Annotated in this window: 17 protein-coding genes and 1 pseudogene; 11 read left to right on the top strand and 7 right to left on the bottom strand. The window is 61.4% G+C overall.

Annotated elements, in window-relative coordinates; translation table 11 throughout:
• Nucleotides 1-20 precede the first annotated feature (20 nt).
• Nucleotides 21-590: a hypothetical protein gene (locus NCR38_RS20610; RefSeq protein ID WP_061120414.1), complete on the bottom strand. Its 570-nt coding sequence runs from the start codon at nt 588-590 to the stop codon at nt 21-23.
• A 229-nt stretch (nt 591-819) separates the two neighbouring features.
• Between NCR38_RS20610 and NCR38_RS20605 the strand changes: the two genes are divergently transcribed.
• Entirely contained in the window at nt 820-1551 is a 732-nt protein-coding gene (locus NCR38_RS20605; RefSeq protein ID WP_061120413.1) for a hypothetical protein, read from the top strand.
• A 71-nt stretch (nt 1552-1622) separates the two neighbouring features.
• On the opposite strand, the gene NCR38_RS20600 is transcribed toward NCR38_RS20605, so the two are convergent.
• On the bottom strand, nt 1623-2126 hold the full coding sequence (locus NCR38_RS20600; protein ID WP_061120412.1) for a hypothetical protein: 504 nt from the start codon (nt 2124-2126) through the stop codon (nt 1623-1625).
• A gap of 417 nt (nt 2127-2543) precedes the next feature.
• Here NCR38_RS20600 and NCR38_RS20595 point away from each other — a divergent pair, with 417 nt between their 5' ends.
• Complete coding sequence (locus NCR38_RS20595) at nt 2544-2735, top strand: hypothetical protein (protein ID WP_061120411.1); 192 nt, start codon at nt 2544-2546, stop codon at nt 2733-2735.
• 153 nt (nt 2736-2888) lie between these two features.
• Here NCR38_RS20595 and NCR38_RS20590 read toward each other — a convergent pair whose 3' ends face one another.
• Both NCR38_RS20590 and NCR38_RS20585 read right to left on the bottom strand, forming a co-directional pair.
• On the bottom strand, nt 2889-3161 hold the full coding sequence (locus NCR38_RS20590) for a hypothetical protein (RefSeq protein WP_061120410.1): 273 nt from the start codon (nt 3159-3161) through the stop codon (nt 2889-2891).
• Nucleotides 3162-3387: 226 nt separating this feature from the next.
• Nucleotides 3388-3649, bottom strand: a pseudogene (locus tag NCR38_RS20585) (hypothetical protein); the annotation flags it as partial.
• A gap of 289 nt (nt 3650-3938) precedes the next feature.
• Here NCR38_RS20585 and NCR38_RS20580 point away from each other — a divergent pair.
• The 3 genes from NCR38_RS20580 (at nt 3939) to NCR38_RS20570 (ending at nt 4749) form a co-directional block, all read left to right on the top strand.
• On the top strand, nt 3939-4160 hold the full coding sequence (locus NCR38_RS20580; protein WP_061120408.1) for a hypothetical protein: 222 nt from the start codon (nt 3939-3941) through the stop codon (nt 4158-4160).
• Nucleotides 4161-4300: 140 nt separating this feature from the next.
• Nucleotides 4301-4510: a dodecin gene (locus NCR38_RS20575; RefSeq protein WP_061120407.1), complete on the top strand. Its 210-nt coding sequence runs from the start codon at nt 4301-4303 to the stop codon at nt 4508-4510.
• 23 nt (nt 4511-4533) lie between these two features.
• Entirely contained in the window at nt 4534-4749 is a 216-nt protein-coding gene (locus NCR38_RS20570) for a hypothetical protein (RefSeq protein ID WP_143756389.1), read from the top strand.
• Between the two features lie 68 nt (nt 4750-4817).
• Here NCR38_RS20570 and ligD read toward each other — a convergent pair whose 3' ends face one another.
• Nucleotides 4818-7328 carry a DNA ligase D gene (gene ligD / locus NCR38_RS20565; RefSeq protein ID WP_250477531.1) on the bottom strand — a complete coding sequence of 837 codons (2511 nt, stop codon included), beginning with the start codon at nt 7326-7328 and terminating at the stop codon, nt 4818-4820.
• A gap of 249 nt (nt 7329-7577) precedes the next feature.
• On the opposite strand from ligD, the gene NCR38_RS20560 reads away from it, so the two are divergent.
• The gene (locus tag NCR38_RS20560) at nt 7578-8495 is read left to right on the top strand and encodes a Ku protein (protein WP_061120475.1); all 918 of its coding nucleotides are present in this window, start codon (nt 7578-7580) and stop codon (nt 8493-8495) included.
• Complete coding sequence (locus NCR38_RS20555; protein WP_061120405.1) at nt 8492-9334, top strand: tetratricopeptide repeat protein; 843 nt, start codon at nt 8492-8494, stop codon at nt 9332-9334. Before NCR38_RS20560 ends, NCR38_RS20555 begins: the two co-directional genes overlap by 4 nt.
• 175 nt (nt 9335-9509) lie before the next feature.
• Here NCR38_RS20555 and NCR38_RS20550 read toward each other — a convergent pair whose 3' ends face one another.
• Nucleotides 9510-10403 carry a LysR substrate-binding domain-containing protein gene (locus NCR38_RS20550; RefSeq protein WP_061120474.1) on the bottom strand — a complete coding sequence of 298 codons (894 nt, stop codon included), beginning with the start codon at nt 10401-10403 and terminating at the stop codon, nt 9510-9512.
• Between the two features lie 134 nt (nt 10404-10537).
• Between NCR38_RS20550 and NCR38_RS20545 the strand changes: the two genes are divergently transcribed.
• From NCR38_RS20545 to NCR38_RS20530, 4 genes are all read left to right on the top strand, one after another.
• The gene (locus NCR38_RS20545) at nt 10538-11719 is read left to right on the top strand and encodes a M20 aminoacylase family protein (RefSeq protein WP_061120404.1); all 1182 of its coding nucleotides are present in this window, start codon (nt 10538-10540) and stop codon (nt 11717-11719) included.
• 17 nt (nt 11720-11736) lie between these two features.
• Entirely contained in the window at nt 11737-13053 is a 1317-nt protein-coding gene (locus NCR38_RS20540) for an MFS transporter (protein WP_061120403.1), read from the top strand.
• A gap of 141 nt (nt 13054-13194) precedes the next feature.
• Complete coding sequence (locus NCR38_RS20535) at nt 13195-14907, top strand: IlvD/Edd family dehydratase (RefSeq protein WP_061120037.1); 1713 nt, start codon at nt 13195-13197, stop codon at nt 14905-14907.
• 13 nt (nt 14908-14920) lie between these two features.
• On the top strand, nt 14921-15841 hold the full coding sequence (locus NCR38_RS20530; protein ID WP_250477530.1) for a dihydrodipicolinate synthase family protein: 921 nt from the start codon (nt 14921-14923) through the stop codon (nt 15839-15841).
• A 1-nt stretch (nt 15842) separates the two neighbouring features.
• Here the strand turns inward: NCR38_RS20530 and NCR38_RS20525 are convergent, their stop codons facing one another.
• Nucleotides 15843-16817, bottom strand: coding sequence for a helix-turn-helix domain-containing GNAT family N-acetyltransferase (locus tag NCR38_RS20525; RefSeq protein ID WP_061120036.1), 975 nt, complete (start codon nt 16815-16817; stop codon nt 15843-15845).
• Nucleotides 16818-16829 lie beyond the last annotated feature (12 nt).

Here is a 16829-nt window from a genome sequence, read left to right as displayed (position 1 = left end):
TCTCCGTCTATCGCAGCTGGTCAATAGCCGATCGTCAGCGGCTCGGGATAATGGGCCGTCAGCGGATAACTCGTCTCCGCGGTGAACGCGGGCACGGGCGCGGTCGAAGGCGGCATGTGACCGATGACCGGAGGCGGCTTGCACGTCGTTCCGTCGGACACCGCGACGATCTGCGCCGGCGACGAGACGGTATCGCCCGCGATCAGGAGCGTGACCTCGGCGCCATTTCTCATCGCGATGGAAGGACGCGGGCCGCTCCAAGGAGAGATGATCGGCGAACCGCTGCAGTCGGTGGTCGAATACTGGAACGGGCCGAACGTCTTCCACTGGAATCTCGACGAATCGGTGTCGTTGACATCGATGCGCAGCCATGTCACGGCGGCGAAGACGATCGCGCCGTCTACATCGAGATAAACGCCGTCACCGCTGCGATCCGACGCGAGCCGTCCGACAAGTTTGCCGTTCGCATCAAACACCTTGAGGACGCGCTGATTGTCGCGTCGTTGACGCTCGCGAGCGTCGTCCGCATCCGCATGTAGCGACATCGCGCTCATGAATAACCCGACCATGAGAAGGAGCAAGCGCCGCATGAGCGTCTCCTCTGACCGATGCCGTCCGCACGGCTTGCGGCCCGGATCTGTCTGCTCAATCAGGATAGGCTCGCGATGCCTTCATTTCAAGGACGATGCATGCCCACGCCGGGTTGTCGACGCCCAGAAGCAATGGACATCAATACCTGGATCGTCGAAAATCGCAGCACGTGCATCGACGGTCTGACCGAGCCTGGACAATGTAAGTTGCCCAAGAAAGGAGCGCATCATGCCCGCCCTATCCCTTTCGAGCGGTACAGTAGTCAACGAGATTGCGGAACGCATCTATCGCATCTCCACTCCAGTCGAAATCCCCGGCGGTGGAGGATTCTCGTTCAACCAGTATCTAATCGACGACGACGAACCCCTGCTATTTCACACCGGCCTGCGCAGGATGTTTCCCGTCGTCCGTGAAGCAGTCGAGCGCATAGTACCAATCGATCGACTGCGCTATATCGGTTTCTCCCATTTCGAGGCCGACGAATGCGGCGCACTCAACGAGTTTCTCGCGGTCGCGCCGCGTGCGGAGCCACTGTGCGGCCAAGTCGCGGCCATGGTTTCAGTTAGCGATTATGCCGACCGGCCGCCACGCGCGCTCAGTGATGACGAGACGATCTCGCTCGGGCAGCACAGCGTGCGGTGGCTTGATACGCCGCATCTACCGCACGCGTGGGAATGCGGATTTCTCATGGAGACTGCGTCGGCAACGCTGCTCTGTGGGGACTTGTTTACCCAAGGCGGTTCGCATCCCCCGCCACTTACCGAGGGTGACATCCTCGAACCCAGCGAAACGTTCCGTCAAAAGATGGATTACTTCTCACACACCAGGTACGCCCGCCAAATGCTAGAACGCCTTGCTGCATTGCAGCCGACAACGCTGGCCTGCATGCACGGCAGCGCTTGGCATGGCGATGGTGCGGCCTTGTTGCGCGCGCTCGCTGACAGCGTCGAACGCGCCTGACTAAAGTGCGGCGCAGAAGAGCGAGAGACAGCAAGCGGCCAATTTTTCCAGCCTGTCGAATACTCGGGGGTTCAACGTGACGGTTGCGCGAAGGGGTTGATTAGCTGCACCTTCTTTCGGTCTTCTACTCGCTCGAGCAGTTGCACCTTGCCCCAATCGGCGCACAGTGCTTCCAGTTCCCGCACTACGTTTGATTCCAGTGCCTGCAATCCCGCGTCGCCCTGGAAGTTCGATTTGAATGCGTGGAGGAGGCGGTGCTGAAGAAGGCGTGTCACGTCCTCAATTCGTCCGGGCGCGTTCGAGTCAGCGAACAAGACCGTCTCGGGCGAGAACGGGTCGTAGTAAATCAAGTTTGGATACTCGGCGTTCACCGCAACCTTGGGCTCATCACTGACTAGCAATGAGCCGAGCAGTTGGACAGAGCCTTTCATGCCCTTGGGCGTTTTGAAAACCCATAGGCGCTTCGGCAACCGCTCCTTGAGTTCAGCTATCTTCGCGCTGTTGGAGCCGAAGTAGCCGACCTGACCGTTCTTCAAGTCCGGCTCGAACTTCTGCCAATAGTAAAAGATATCCATTTCCCGCCTGTCCGCCTTTGTCGGTTAGTCATTTGCGACGACGTAATGGTACCAACAGCGTACTCCGAGTTCGGGAGATGATTACAGAGTCCTCGCGTATACCCGCACTGGGGGTGAGAGGCCGTGTCCGGCGATTCAGAGGGTTGGTCCTCGCTCCGACGGCCATCGCCTGGTGTTTCCACGTTGCCAACAGAAGCTTTGTGATGTGTCGCAATCCATCACACACTTCGCTGCCGCGACCTGACGGAGTGAAAAAGAGGATTCCAGATTTGCCATTTGTAAACAGTAAGTTGGGCCCGTTCGTAGTGACAGGATTGAGCTTGGCACAGAACGTGTCTATAGCTAAGCGAGCGCAGATGCGAGCCGCTCAATCACAATCCCGTTCCTTACCCCACATTACTTTTAGGGTGAATCGAAATGAGCACGCTGACTATTGTTGACCTTCGCCAGGAAAAGGAACTGTCTCGTACCGAGATGGCCCGTGTCGTAGGTGGGCATGATGTGGAGAAAGAAAAAGCACTTGTTGAAGCCTACCGTGTTATCCACGACATAAACACACTGGAAAATACGCCCGACCCAGCCCCTGCCCACGTTGGCATGAAGCTGTGATTATCGACCCTTGAGAAAGGGCATGGGTTGTCCTCAAGGGAATGCGTGCCGCGTGGCGTAGCAGCTGCACCGATACGTCACGCGGCGCTTGCACGCGAAGTTGCACAGCTAAGACATAAAACCGGCAAATTCAGGAACCGATGGCTTTCGTGGCTACTCCTCGAACGGGTTGCGGGGGTCTTTTGTTTCGGTACTAAGGTTGTACTCGGCACGCACAGCTTTAAGCACGCCCTCGATGTCGCGCTCGAAGCCGACTGCGTTCCCGAAATTGCTCATGTTCCAATTGCAGCCTGTTTTGTCGGTCTCTTGTAACTGGGGCCGCGGCACACGAATCTTCACTCCATCCTCGACGACTTCTTGCAGTCGATGAATTCGACGGTCGACCTCTTGCTGGAGCCGCGAAGCATTAAGCGTCTTGCGTATCACCCGAGTCTCCTTTTCGAGAATCTGAGCCAGTCTGGCTCATTCGCGGTGTTCCGCGACCTATGATCGACATGCGACTTGCCTGCACAGAACGCTCGATTGGCGCGACAAGGAGCGTGACCAAATTAAGCGCTCTCAGCGCGCGGGTTCGTCCGGTGCATCGTTATGCTGCAAGTTGATGCTCGTAGCAAGGCTGTCTCTATCATCCGATATTGCATACATTGCTTCTGCCTGCGGCCTCGACCTCCGGTGAGGGCTCATCCGTGATTGCGGCAAAAGAAAGTAAGTCGCGTTCTCCAGGCGAGCGCCAGCGCGACCTTCTCGTACTTCGCTTTCTTGATGTTTTCGAAAAAGACATCAACGAGCATCACTGCATGTGTGTAACCGAAGCACTTCACATCATAGTTCACAGGTTTGCCGGCGATTCGGCACTGGTATCGCAGTGGCTTTACCACGTACTTGCCATTCTCCATCACAAGGACTGGCGCATACCCCGTCTGAAGCCGAAAACATCGTCGCTGACTACAACCTCAGCCGAACTCATGAGCTATCCGAATGGTCGTTTCGCGCGTAGGTGTGGGCTCGTTACGGGCCGCCAGCGGCCCGGCACCGCGAAGGGCGTAATGTGCGTAACGCCGGAGACGAGACCGGCAATGTGAATGTCATTATCTGGCCGTCGCTCCTTGAGAAGCAAAGAAGGGAAGCACGCCGCCCGGCTCGGCCGCTCTCCGGAACGCGGCTTGCTTAAGCCTCAAGTGCACATCACACCTGGAGGCACCCATGGCAGGCGACACCGCATACAAGCCCGGCGAAATCGTGAAGGTCAGCGGCATCTACTCGGTCGTACACGAGGACGGCAAGAATACGTTTGAAGTGACCTGTGTGGAGGGAGAGCACTTCCCGCCGACGCGAAGTGGGAAGGGAGCGCATTTCGAACTAAAGTACGCCGCGACGCATGCTCACAAACACGACGAGTTGAAGGGCACGGAGGCGCGCAACTGACATGGGGAACTGGCCATGGCGCATGCCGACAATGGAGACAATCAGCTGCGCCGTGGTTTCGTGCGTCGTACCTAGCGTTGCATTAACGCAATTCAGGCCCGTAACGAGACGGGCGTCTGTTTATCCTGGAGCTGGCTTCAATGTCCGAACACGTCTATAAACTTCTTGAGGTGACCGGTTCGTCCGCGATTTCATCCGACGACGCGGTGCAGGCCGCGCTTGAGAAAGCGTCTGCTACAGTGCACAACCTTGAATGGTTCAACATTCAGGAGGTTCGAGGTCATATTGAAGGCGGAAAAATCCTTCACTGGCAGGTGACGCTCAAGGCAGGCTTCCGCATCGAAGACTGATTGGCTATGTGGAGCAGCCGGGAGTGAAACAAGACGGTGGCGAAGCCGAGGCCATCTTGCGAGTCGCGAATGCAGCGCGAGAGGTGCTATCGGCGGCGGAGGCATTGGAAGAACATGCCAAGGCCAAGAGCAACGAAGGCGCCCGGGCTTTGCACCTGGCGCGCCTCACCGCTGCTGTTGATGACCTTCAATCGGCGCGCGATGCGCTGGACGAGCTTCTCGCCAAGAAGTTACGCTGACTTTGTCCGCAACGCTCGTCACTTTGCGACTTATGTTGTGCCGCGCTCGAGTCTCCGCGCAAAACCGCTTACGGCAGACGCTTGATCGCTGCTGCCAAAGATTGTCTGGCCGACCAGAAGTCCTTCCACGGGTCGCTCGCCTGGAAGCTCAGATATTCACGTGCCGTCTGGACATTCCACTGAGCGCCGGTCTTGAGGTCGGAAAGCTGCTCCCAAGCGACCGGCATCGAGACGCCCATTCCAGGTCGAGCCCGAGCGGAGAATGCCGAAGCGGTTGTTTGTCCTTTCCCGTTGCGCAGATAGTCGACATAGATTTTGCCGACTCGATTAGATGGTCCAGACACCGCCGAAAAGCGTTCAGGGATAGTCTTGGCAAGATGCCGAACGAACGATTGCGAGAAAGCCTTCACCTTCGCGTAGTCCAATCGCGGAGCCAGCGGCACGACGACATGCAACCCTTTGCCGCCGCTTGTCTTGAGCCAGGCCTGGATACCTAACTCGGACAGCAGTGTCCGAACCAGCATTGCCGCCTCCTGGACGTGATTCCATTTCACCGCCTCACCGGGGTCCAAGTCGAAGATGACTCTGTCAGGCGCGTCAAGCCGACGGACCACCGAGTTCCATGTATGGAATTCGATGGTGTTCATCTGAGCCGCGCTCAGCAACGCGTCCGCCGTATCGACCGTCAATAATGGCGGATGCTTTGGCCACAAATCGCGACTGTGAGCAGTCAGGCCAGGCATCGCGGTGCGCTCGGCGTGTTTCTGAAAGAAAAGGTTACCAGCGACACCGTCCGGCGCGCGAACGAGCGCGACAGGCCGATCTTTGATGTGAGGTAGCATCCGCTCCGCAACGCTCGCGTAATACCGAACAAGGTCTGCCTTCGTGACTGACGCCGACGAATCGATAACGCGCTCGGGATGGGTAATCTTGAGTTGCGGGGGCGGCTCGGGAGCTTGCGTCTTTCCACCCTCACGGACGACGGTGCGAGCAGTTTTGTCCAGGCGTAACCCGATAAAGGATGCTTGCCTTACCACACCTTCCGCCGTCCAGGCTGCAAACTCCACCTCTGCAACCAAAGTTGGTTGAACCCACCTCTCGCTGCCGGCTGCACGCTTGGACCATCGTCCGGGCTTCTTGACAGGCGTGTCGAACGGCGTCTTGTCAACCTCGAGAGGCGCGAGGCGGTGCCAAAGGTCTCGTGCGGTTTTGGAATCCCATCCGGTGCCGACACTTCCGGCGTCATGGAGCTTGTCGCCAACGTAATAGCCGAGCAACAAGCTGCCGACTTCCCCATCGTTGCCGCCACGTGCGGTCATGCCGCAAACAACGAACTCCTGTCTCAAGCGTGTCTTCGCTTTGAGCCACGTTTGCGTCCGGCCCGACTCATAAAGCGCATCTCGCCTTTTGAGAATCAGGCCCTCCAGGCCCAGTCCTGCAGCAGCCTGAAAAACCTGTGCGGCCGGTGCGTCGAAATTTTGACTGAACAACAGGTGTTCGCCCGAGTCCTCTAGAAGCTGTGCGAGTCGTGCTCGCCTTGCCCAGAGCGGCACTTTCCTGAGGTCGTCCCCGTCGATATACATCAGGTCAAAAAGGAAGAAGACAATTTCCTGATTCTTGGCGCCGTCAATGGCATCCTGAAGTGCCGAGAAGCTGGGAATGCCGTCCTTGAGCACGACAATCTCGCCGTCAATCCAGGCGCTTGAAAGCGGGAGTTCCAATAGCTCGGCGGCGAGCGTCGCAAACTTTGCCGTCCAGTCGTGGCCGTTTCGCGTGAACAATTTCACGCGCTTCTTATCAATTCGGGCGAGGAGGCGATAGCCGTCCAGTTTCGTTTCGGTTATCCAATCGCCGACCGCAGGCAGCGACTCAGCAAGCGTGGCCAGTTGTGGCTCCAGCTTTGCAGGCAGCGGCGCTCGTATTGCGGCCGACAGGTCAATCCGGAATTCGGCTGCGCGCGAGCGTCGCGCCGCCCTTGGCTCACGTTCTTCAATGAGCCCAAGCGGCTTCGCGGTGACGCTGTCAGGAAGCGCCTTTATCACATCGTACTCAGCGAGCGGGCGAGCCCACTCGTCGCGCTTTTTGAAGAGCATCCACTGGTCTTGCTTGTCGCCGGCCTTCGAAATGCGCACCAGCTCCCATAGGCCGGCGAGCTTCTCACCGTGCAGCCGAAAGACCAGCTTGCCCGCTTCCATTCCTTTAGCGGCGTCGCCCACCGGCTCCCACGTTCCGCGGTCCCACACAATGACAGTGCCGGCACCGTATTGCTTTGGAGGGATGGTGCCCTCGAAGGCAGCGTAATCGACGGGATGGTCCTCTACATGCACCGCCATCTGCTTTTTCCCGGGGTCGTAGCATGGACCTTTGGGTACCGCCCACGACAACAGCACGCCATTGAACTCGAGTCGAAAGTCGTAGTGCAGACGGCTCGCCCAGTGCTTCTGGATAACGAATCTGAGGCTACCAGTACCGACGGTCGTGTCACTGGTCGGTGCTGCCGGCTCGGGCGTGACGTTGAAGTCCCGCTTTTTCCGGTAGCGGGCCAGCGGGGGCGAGTTCGTGTCACGGGTAGGAACCATGATGGCGGTCCATAAGCAGAGCGGTGACCAAGCGCAGCTTGCCACCTCGAGCAAACTTTCAAACCAGCCGACGAAGCAAGCGACATGCCGTTCCGTTGCATGACGCCGGAAGCCGGAATGGCCTTCATCGCGGTTGCTGCCGTGCGGCGGCACACCTGGTGCTATCCTGTTTGCACGCCCTGGCGGCCGTGGGCGACGATTTCATCCTTTTCGTCCGGCGAAAGGCTAACAGCCGGCCAGGAGAAGCTCATGGTTGCTCGCTCCATTGCATCGCTTTCTCTGTCCTTTGGACTGGTCTCTATTCCCGTTCGACTGTACTCCGCCACAGAGAGCTCGTCCGACATTCGATTCAACCTGCTGGCCCCCGACGGCTCACGTGTGAAACAGCAGTATGTCTCGGAATCCACTGGGCAGGTCGTCGAGCGGGCTTCCATGCAGAAGGGTTACCAGTTTGAGAAGGACCGCTATGTCGTCTTCACCGGCGACGAATTGAAGGCGCTGGAGGAAGGCGCGAGTCATGTCGTCGAGATAGTCTCATTCGTTCCGGAAAAGTCAGTCGATCCCGTGTTTTACGACAAAGCGTATTTCATTGCGCCCGATAAACGCGGCGGGAAGCCATACAGCCTCTTGCAGCAGGCGCTCGCCGAGACCGGCAGATGTGCCTTGGCAAAATGGTCGTACAAAGGCAAGACGCGAATCGTCCAGGTTCGTCCAACGCCGGACGGCATGGTTTTTCAGCAGTTGCTGTTCGCAGACGAAGTCCGGTCTCTGAAGGACTTGAATATCGAACATGTCGCAGTTTCCGATTCCGAATTGAAGCTCGCGGTGCAAATCATCGAGCAGGGCGCAGAGGACAACTACGACGCTTCGGCCTACGAGGATGAAGAGAAAAAGCGCGTCCTGGCAGCTATCGACCGCAAGATTGAAGGCAAACAAATCGTAGCGCCCGAGGCTGGCGAAGCTGCACCGACTGGCGAAGTGATTGACTTGATGGAAGCGTTGCGCGCGAGTCTCGCCAAGAGCGGCGAGAAGACAAAGCCCACAGAAAAGCGGAAGACTGCGTCGAAAGCTGTTGAAGAACCGGTGGTTCCAAAAACACGCAAACCTGCCGCACGAGCGCCGAAGGTTGCCGCCGAAACTCCGGCGAAGGCGCGCGCACGCAAGTGAGCAAACGCGACGTATCGCACTACGTCTCACTCGCCAAGCTTCAATCGATGCTTGGCGTCTCGCGCGGCATCGTCGATGGACTCATCGAGTTAGGTCTCGTGACGCCTACCCGGGGACCTCGTAACGCCTTGCGCTTCACGTTCCAAGATGTCGTCCTTTTGCGCACGGCATTGCAGTTGCGGACGGCGAAGACCACGCCGCGTAAGCTGCGAGAGGCGCTCGCCCGACTCAAGCGCGACCTTCCTGACGAGCTTCCATTGTCCGGCATCCGCATCGCTGCCGAGGGAGACGCGATTGTCGTCAAGACGGGACCGTCGCGCTGGGACGCGGTAACGGGTCAGATGCTGCTCGACTTCGAAGTGGCCAGGGTCGGAGGCGATGTCGTGCTCTTTGACGCGACGCCAGAGCGCAAAAACACTGCGGCTGCCCAGGCACAGGAACGATATGAATTGGCTGAACAGTTGCTGGCGGCTGACCCGCGCGCTGCCGAGCGGAACTACAGGCGCGCCATCGAGCTGTCTCCCGAGCCCTTTTACGCTGCGTACGTCGACCTCGGCGCCTTATTGTGCGAGGACGAACATCAATGCGGTGAGGCGCTGCGCGTGTTCGACCAGGCGCTAGAGCATTTCCCGGACGATGCCGTGCTGCATTTCAACCGAGCGGTGGCGCTCGACACGATGGGGCGGCTCGATGAGGCAAGGAGGAGCTATGAACAGTGCCTCGCCATCGACCCGAATTACGCAGACGCTCACCACAACCTTGCCATCGTTCTCGACAAGCGCGGTGACCGGCGCGGCTTGATTCGCCACCTGAACGCTTACCGCAAGCTGAGTAATTGAATCCGGCAAGACGCTCCACATAGCCCTCTACCGCGGGCAAGGATGAGGGTCGAACGGTGTCTTAGCTTCAGGTGTCGCCCTTTGCTTTCGAAGCCCGGGAGGTAGACGAACCTGCGTGGCCCAAATTTTGAAAGACAGAATCCAGACTGAATCGGCATGAGACATTCGAGGCGTGTCACAGCGAACGCGCCGCATGTTGAAGGCATTCGAGCAACACCGTCGCGGCGGGCGTCAACGGACTGTCCCGCCGCGTCACGACGCGCACCGACACCGCGGGCAACGCATCGGCGATCGGAAAAACGGCGAGTCCTTCGCTGACCCACGGGTGTTCCAGCAACGCGGCGGGCATTGCGGCCAGCGCATCCGATCCGCGCAACAAGCCATGCGCGATGATGAAGCTCGGACACTCGATCACGCGCCTCGGCACCGCCAGACCGCGCTCGGCATACGAATCGAGCAGCGCCTGCGTCGAGCTTTCCGGCGACGGATTCAGGAGCCACTCCGCATCCGAGAGTTCCGCCAGCGACGTGCAGTGCCGCAACGGATGATCCGCCCGCCCGACGATCGCCGAGCGGCTCTCATACAGTTCGATGTGGTCGAACTCCGGCGCGAGATGCTCGGGCACGACCACCGCGACGACGAAGTCGAGCGAGCCGTCGCGCAAACGCGGCATCGCGACACCCGGAAAACCCTCGATGAAACTCACGCGCGCGTTCGGCATCTGTCGCCGGAACGCGCGATACGCCTGCGGCAGTATCGATAGCGCAGCCGTGGGCGTGACGGCCGCGCTCACACTTCCCGCACCCGCGCCTTTCATTTGCGTGATGTCGTCTTCGGCGCGGCGCATCTCGCTCACGATGAGATGCGCCCGCACGCGCAACTGCTGCCCGAATGCGGTCAACTGCACGCCGCGCGCGGTGCGTAGAACCAGCGGCACGCCGAGATCCTGTTCCAGCTCCTTGATTGCCTTCGTAAGCGCCGCCTGTGACAGATGAAGGCTGCGCGCGGCTGCACGGATGCTGCCTTGCTCGGCGGTCGTCAGAAACGCGCGCAACTGATGAATCTTCATGCTCATGAGCGACATCCTAGGGTTAGCACCGACAACCGATGGTATTCACGCAATAAATTTACCGTCTTTTGGTTTGCTTTTCGGCTTTATATGCTTGGGTTCACGTTGAATCCGCATCGAGCAAGGAGTGTCACATGCTGTCAGTCGAGCCCGTCATCCCCGGCATTGCCGCCATCGCAGCGCAATTCGTCGAAGTACGCCGGCGCATCCACGCGCATCCCGAGCTTGCGTACGAAGAAACGCAAACGAGCGATCTCGTGGCGGGACTGCTCACTCAATGGGGCTACGCCGTGCATCGCGGGCTCGGCAAGACGGGCGTCGTCGGCGTGTTGAAGGAGGGCGCGGGCAGCAAGCGCATCGGCCTGCGCGCGGACATGGATGCCTTGCCCATCGAAGAAGCGACCGGCCTGCCGTACGCCAGCAAGCACGCGCGAACGATGCACGCATGCGGCCACGACGGCCATACCGCGATGCTCCTGTGCGCGGCGCGCTATCTTGCCGAGAGCCGCCAGTTTTCCGGCACGCTGATCGTCATCTTCCAGCCCGCCGAGGAAGGCGAGGCGGGCGCGCGCGCGATGATCGAAGACGGCCTCTTCGAAAAGTTTCCGTGCGATGCCGTGTTCGGCCTGCACAACATGCCCGGCCTGCCCGCGGGCGACATGTTCTTCACGCCGGGCCCGGGCATGGCTTCGTCCGACCGCGTGAACATCACCGTGCGCGGCGTCGGCGGTCATGGCGCGATGCCGCATGTCGCATGCGATCCGATGCCGGCCGTCGCGTCGATCATGCTGGGCCTGAACAGCATCGTCGCGCGCGAAGTGGATGCGCAGAAGCCTGCCGTCGTCACCGTCGGCAGCGTGCAGGCAGGCGAGGCGTGCAACGTGATTCCCGAGACCGCGCTGATGAAGCTCTCGGTGCGCGCGCTCGACGCGGGCGTGCGCAAGCAGCTCCAGGAACGCATCACGGCGCTCGCAAATGCGCAGGCGCTTGCATTCGGCTGCACGGCGCAGATCGATTACGAACTCGGCTATCCGGTGCTCGTGAATCACGAAGAGCCGACCGCCTTCGCCACCGATGTCGCGACGAAGATGCTCGGCGCGCAGCGCGTCGAGCCGGCCGCGCGGCCGCTGATGGGCAGCGAGGACTTCGCGTTCATGCTCGAAGCCTGCCCCGGCACCTATGCGTGGATCGGCAACGGCGTCGGCTCGAAGGGCGGCTGCATGGTCCACAACCCGGCCTACGATTTCAACGACGACATCCTCGCTATCGGTGCGAGCTACTGGGTGCGCCTGGCCGAAGCCTGGCTCGCCGACTGATCCCTTCGGAGCACATCATGAACGCACCCACCATCGCCCGCGCGCCGGCGAATGTATCGACGCCCACGAGCCGCGCAGCGCGCACGCGGCTTGTCATGGCGGCGGCAGTCGGCAATGCGCTCGAGTTCTACGACTTCACGGTCTATGCGTTCTTCGCGCTCGTCATCGGCAAGCTGTTCTTTCCGGTGCACGATCCGGTCGGCCAGTTGCTCCTTGCCGTGGCGAGCTTCGGCGTCGGGTTCTTCACGCGGCCCGTGGGCGGCCTGTTGATCGGCATGTACGCCGACCGCGCCGGACGCAAGAAAGCGATGCTGCTCACGCTCGGCCTGATGGCGCTCGGCACCGCGATGATCGCGGCCGCGCCGACGTTCGCGCAGATCGGCATCGCCGCGCCCGTCATCCTCGTGATCGCGCGCCTGATACAAGGCTTCTCGGCGGGCGGCGAAGTGGGCGCATCGACCACGCTGCTGCTCGAACAGGCGCCGTCGAATCGACGCGGCTTCTACGCATCGTGGCAGTTCGCGAGTCAGGGACTCTCGGCGCTCGCGGGCGCGCTGACCGGCGTCGTGCTGACGGCATCGCTCACGTCCTCGCAACTGGAGAGCTGGGGCTGGCGCGTGCCGTTCATCATCGGCACCGCGATCGTGCCGGTCGGCTGGTGGCTGCGCCGCACGATGGAAGAAGCGCCGCGCGAAAGCGTGGCCGCCGCGCCGAAAGCGCCGAAGCTCCCGCTCGTCACCGTGCTTCGCGAGCATGGCCGCGCGGTGCTCAACGGTTTGGGTCTCACGATCGGCGGCACGTCGGCGCACTTCATCATCGTGTTCTATCTGTCGATCTACGGCGTGAAGACGCTCGGCCTGCCGGGCTGGACGTCGATGCTCTCCGGCTGCGTATCGGGCGCGATTCTCTTCATCGTTGCGCCGATCGGCGGGTATCTGTCGGATCGCATCGGCCGCAACAAGCTCGCGCAGACGACGCGCATCCTGCTCATGCTCGCGATCTGGCCGGCGTTCGCGCTCCTGAACATGTCGCCGACGACCGAAACGCTGCTCGCGGTCGTCACGGCGCTCTCGATCGTGCATTCGCTCAATGTCGGCCCGACCGGCGCGATGCTCGGCGAACTGTTCCCGCGTTCCGTGCGGGCGACGGGCGCGGCGATCGTCTACAGCCTGGGCGTCGCGATCTTCGGCGGCTTTGCGCAGTTTTTCGTGACTTCGCTCATCGTCATCACGAAGAGCGTGATGGCGCCCGCGTGGTACGTGATCGGCTGCGGCGTGTTCTCCGTGATCGCCGTGGCGTGCATGCGCGACAGATCGAAGGACGCGCTCGACTGATCGTCAAATCTTGCGCCTGACGCGCGCCGGATGCGAAGCGAGGTGTATAACTCGACGTATCCGGGTTTTGAAAAAGGCCGCTCGCGCGGTCTTTTTCACTGGATCCCACACTATGAAGAAAGCGCGATAAAGGGGACATCCATGCGCAAGCTACGCTCGCAAAGCTGGTTCGGCGGCAACGACAAAGACGCCTTCATCCACCGCTCGTGGATGAAAAATCAGGGCATCCCTCACGATCAGTTCGATGGCCGGCCGGTCATCGGCATCTGCAATACATGGTCGGAACTCACGCCTTGCAACGCGCATTTCCGCGAGCTCGCCGAGTATGTGAAGCGCGGCGTGCGCGAGGCGGGCGGCCTGCCGCTCGAATTCCCGGTGATGTCGCTCGGCGAATCGAATCTGCGGCCCACGGCGATGCTGTTTCGCAACCTCGCGTCGATGGACGTCGAAGAGTCGATCCGCGGCAATCCCATCGATGGCGTCATTCTTCTCGTCGGCTGCGACAAGACCACGCCGGCCCTGCTGATGGGCGCGGCGTCGTGCAATCTGCCCGCGCTCGCGGTATCGGGCGGACCGATGCTGAACGGGCGCTTTCGCGGCGGCACGATCGGTTCGGGCACGGGCGTATGGCAGATGTCGGAGGAAGTGCGCGCGGGCAAGATGACGCAGGAGGAATTCGTCGAAGCCGAATCGTGCATGAACCGCTCGCGCGGCCATTGCATGACGATGGGCACTGCGTCCACGATGGCGTCGATGGTCGAATCGCTCGGCATGGGCCTGCCGCACAACGCCGCGATTCCCGCCGTCGACGCGCGCCGTCAGGTGCTCGCGCATATGGCGGGGCGGCGCATCGTCGGGATGGTCAAGGAGGATCTCACGATGGACAAGATCCTCACGCGCGAAGCCTTCGAGAACGCGATCCGCACGAACGCGGCCATCGGCGGATCGACGAATGCGGTCGTGCATCTGATTGCGCTGGCGAAACGCATCGGCGTCGAACTGAAGCTCGAGGACTGGGAACTCGGGTCCGACGTGCCGTGCCTCGTGAACCTGCAACCATCGGGCGAGTATCTGATGGAAGACTTCTATTACGCGGGCGGCTTGCCCGCGGTCCTGCGTCAGCTCGGCGAGCAAGGCTTGCTGCATCGCGATGCGCTCACGGTGAACGGCCGGACGATCTGGGACAACGTGAGCGAAGCGCCCAACTACGACGATAAGGTCATCACCCGGTTCGAGAAGCCGTTCAAGCCGCACGCGGGCATCGCGGTGCTGAAGGGCAATCTCGCGCCGAACGGCGCGGTCATCAAGCCATCGGCGGCGACGCAATCCTTGCTGAAGCATCGCGGGCGCGCGGTCGTGTTCGAAAACGTCGAGGACTTGCACGCGAAAGTCGACGACGATTCGCTCGATATCGACGAGCACTGCATCATGGTCCTGAAGGGCGCGGGGCCGAAGGGTTATCCGGGTTTCGCCGAAGTCGGCAACATGCCGCTGCCGAAAAAAGTGCTGCAAAAGGGCATCACCGACATGGTCCGCATTTCCGATGGCCGCATGAGCGGCACCGCATACGGCGCGGTCGTGCTGCACGTGTCACCGGAGGCCGCGGCGGGCGGCCCGCTTGCGCTCGTGCAGACAGGCGACATGATCGAGCTCGACGTCGAGGCGCGCCGTCTGCATCTCGAAGTGTCGGACGAAGAACTGGCAAAGCGCCGCGCCGCATGGCAAGCGCCCGAGCTGCCGAGGCGGGGCTATTACCGCTTGTACGTGGAGCATGTCTTGCAGGCGGATCAGGGCGCGGACCTGGATTTCCTCGTCGGTTCGAGCGGCGCGCCGGTGCCGCGCGATTCACATTGAGCGGAGACGATCGATGTCACAACATCAAACGCCGCCGTCCGGCATGTGGCCGGTGCTCTACGCCTACTTCGACGCGCTGAACCGGCTCGACGGCGACGCCACGCGCAGACAGATCGACGCGACCATCGCGGCGGGCGCGCCCGCGATCGTCACGCTCGGTCTTGCAACTGAAGTGAATCGCCTGTCCGACGCCGAAAAGCGCACGATGATCGACGACTGTGCCGCGCACATCGCGGGCCGCGTGCCGCTCGCGGTCACGATCACCGGCGACAGCATCGAGCGCCAAGTCGCGCTCGCTGACTACGCGCTCGAACGCGGCGCATCATGGCTCATCCTTCAGCCGCCATCGATACGCGGCGAGCCCGAAGCCTTCTATTACGAGTTCTTCGCATCGGTGCTCGAACGAACCGGCGCGAACGCAGGCATTCAGAACGCGCCGGAATATCTCGGCGTTGGTCTGTCCGCCGAATCGATCGCCGCGCTCGCGGCCGAGCAGCCCAACTTTCGTTTGCTGAAAGGCGAAGGCCCGGCCGGGACGATCCGCGCGACCATCGAACGCCTGCGCGCGCTCGAACAGCCTCTCGCGGTGTTCAACGGACGCGGCGGTCAGGAACTCGTCGACAACCTGCGCGCGGGCTGCGACGGCCTGATCGTCGCGCCGGATGCGTTCGATCGCCAGGTGGCGATCCATCAGGCGTTCGTCGAAGGGCACGAGCACGACGCCGAATCGCTGTATGCACAAACGCTGCCGGAAATCGTCTTCGTGATGCAGTCCCTGGAAACGCTCACCTGTTACGGCAAGCGCATCGCGGCATGGCGCATGGGCTTCGATGTCGTGCACGATCGCGGCGCGCGACCGACCCCGTTCGGCATCGAATGCGCACGGCGGTTCGCGCAACGCCTCGGGCCGGCGTCGCGCGTTTTGCGTGGATGAATCATCGAACCGGGCGGCGCGCGAAGCGCTGCTCGATCACCGACGTCCCCCATTGCGTGCCTTCGGCTTCATCGGTCAAGGTGAAGCCGAAGGATTCGTACAGATGGCGCGCGGCGTCGAGGCTCTTGAAGGTCCAGAGATACGTCTCGTCGTAGTGGGCATCGACGAAATCCATCGCGCGCGCCATCAGTTGCCGGCCCACGCCGCTGCCGCGCAATGTATCGTCGATGATGAACCAGCGCAGATGCGCGACGCGCGTCTTCGCATCGCCGTCGATGGCGAGCGAGCCGAGCGTGCGTTCGCCGTCCATGACGAGCCACAGCGCCTTGCCGGGCGCGGGCAGGCTCTCGGCGAACGCGGCCAGTTCGGTGGCGACCTTGCGCTCGAAGTAGACGCCAAAGCCCGCATGATGCGCATAGAAGCGCGCGTGCAGGCTCGTTACATCGCCGATGCAGCCCGGCCGGTATCCCTCGACGACGCGCGCATTCGGCGCCTGCGCGGCGTGCGCCGTCTTGTGGTCGTGACCGTGCGCGAGCGCATCGGCGTAGAGCGCGAGCGAGCGCACGAGCGTCTGCTGATCCTCGGGCACCATGCGGCGCAGCGCATCGGAGACCTGATCGGTCGCGAACTTGTCGATCTTTCTGCGCAGCTTCTGGCCTGCCGCCGTGAGATAGAGCTCGGACGAGCGCGCATCATCGCTGGATGTTTGCCGCGTGACGAGCCCCGCCGCTTCGAGCCGCGCAATCTGCCGGCTCGCGTTGGACTTGTCCAGTCGCAAGATCTGCGCGATGTCGCGCGCCTGAATGCCGGGTGTCGCGCCGATCTCGATGATCGCGTGCACCGCTGACGGCGGCAGGCCGCTCTCGGCGAGCGTGTTGCGCATGAAGCCCAGTTCGCGCACGAGCTTGCGCGAGAACTCGCGCAATTCGAGGATCGTTTTATCGCGGGATTGAACGGGTGTGTCGATGAAATCCATGACGGCTCCATC

Origin of the sequence: Caballeronia sp. INML1, assembly GCF_023631085.1 — a bacterium.
Taxonomy (GTDB): Bacteria; Pseudomonadota; Gammaproteobacteria; order Burkholderiales; family Burkholderiaceae; genus Caballeronia; species Caballeronia turbans.
Note: the sequence above shows the minus strand (reverse complement) of the source record. Positions and strands in the feature narration are given on the sequence as shown.

Bases quoted from the DNA above. Each gene is read 5' to 3' on its own strand.
- NCR38_RS20610 (WP_061120414.1), bottom strand. From the start codon at position 590: ATGCGGCGCTTGCTCCTTCTCATGGTCGGGTTATTCATGAGCGCGATG.
- NCR38_RS20605 (WP_061120413.1), top strand. From the start codon at position 820: ATGCCCGCCCTATCCCTTTCGAGCGGTACAGTAGTCAACGAGATTGCG.
- NCR38_RS20600 (WP_061120412.1), bottom strand. From the start codon at position 2,126: ATGGATATCTTTTACTATTGGCAGAAGTTCGAGCCGGACTTGAAGAAC.
- NCR38_RS20595 (WP_061120411.1), top strand. From the start codon at position 2,544: ATGAGCACGCTGACTATTGTTGACCTTCGCCAGGAAAAGGAACTGTCT.
- NCR38_RS20580 (WP_061120408.1), top strand. From the start codon at position 3,939: ATGGCAGGCGACACCGCATACAAGCCCGGCGAAATCGTGAAGGTCAGC.
- NCR38_RS20575 (WP_061120407.1), top strand. From the start codon at position 4,301: ATGTCCGAACACGTCTATAAACTTCTTGAGGTGACCGGTTCGTCCGCG.
- ligD (WP_250477531.1), bottom strand. From the start codon at position 7,328: ATGGTTCCTACCCGTGACACGAACTCGCCCCCGCTGGCCCGCTACCGG.
- NCR38_RS20560 (WP_061120475.1), top strand. From the start codon at position 7,578: ATGGTTGCTCGCTCCATTGCATCGCTTTCTCTGTCCTTTGGACTGGTC.
- NCR38_RS20550 (WP_061120474.1), bottom strand. From the start codon at position 10,403: ATGAAGATTCATCAGTTGCGCGCGTTTCTGACGACCGCCGAGCAAGGC.
- NCR38_RS20545 (WP_061120404.1), top strand. From the start codon at position 10,538: ATGCTGTCAGTCGAGCCCGTCATCCCCGGCATTGCCGCCATCGCAGCG.
- NCR38_RS20540 (WP_061120403.1), top strand. From the start codon at position 11,737: ATGAACGCACCCACCATCGCCCGCGCGCCGGCGAATGTATCGACGCCC.
- NCR38_RS20535 (WP_061120037.1), top strand. From the start codon at position 13,195: ATGCGCAAGCTACGCTCGCAAAGCTGGTTCGGCGGCAACGACAAAGAC.
- NCR38_RS20530 (WP_250477530.1), top strand. From the start codon at position 14,921: ATGTCACAACATCAAACGCCGCCGTCCGGCATGTGGCCGGTGCTCTAC.
- NCR38_RS20525 (WP_061120036.1), bottom strand. From the start codon at position 16,817: ATGGATTTCATCGACACACCCGTTCAATCCCGCGATAAAACGATCCTC.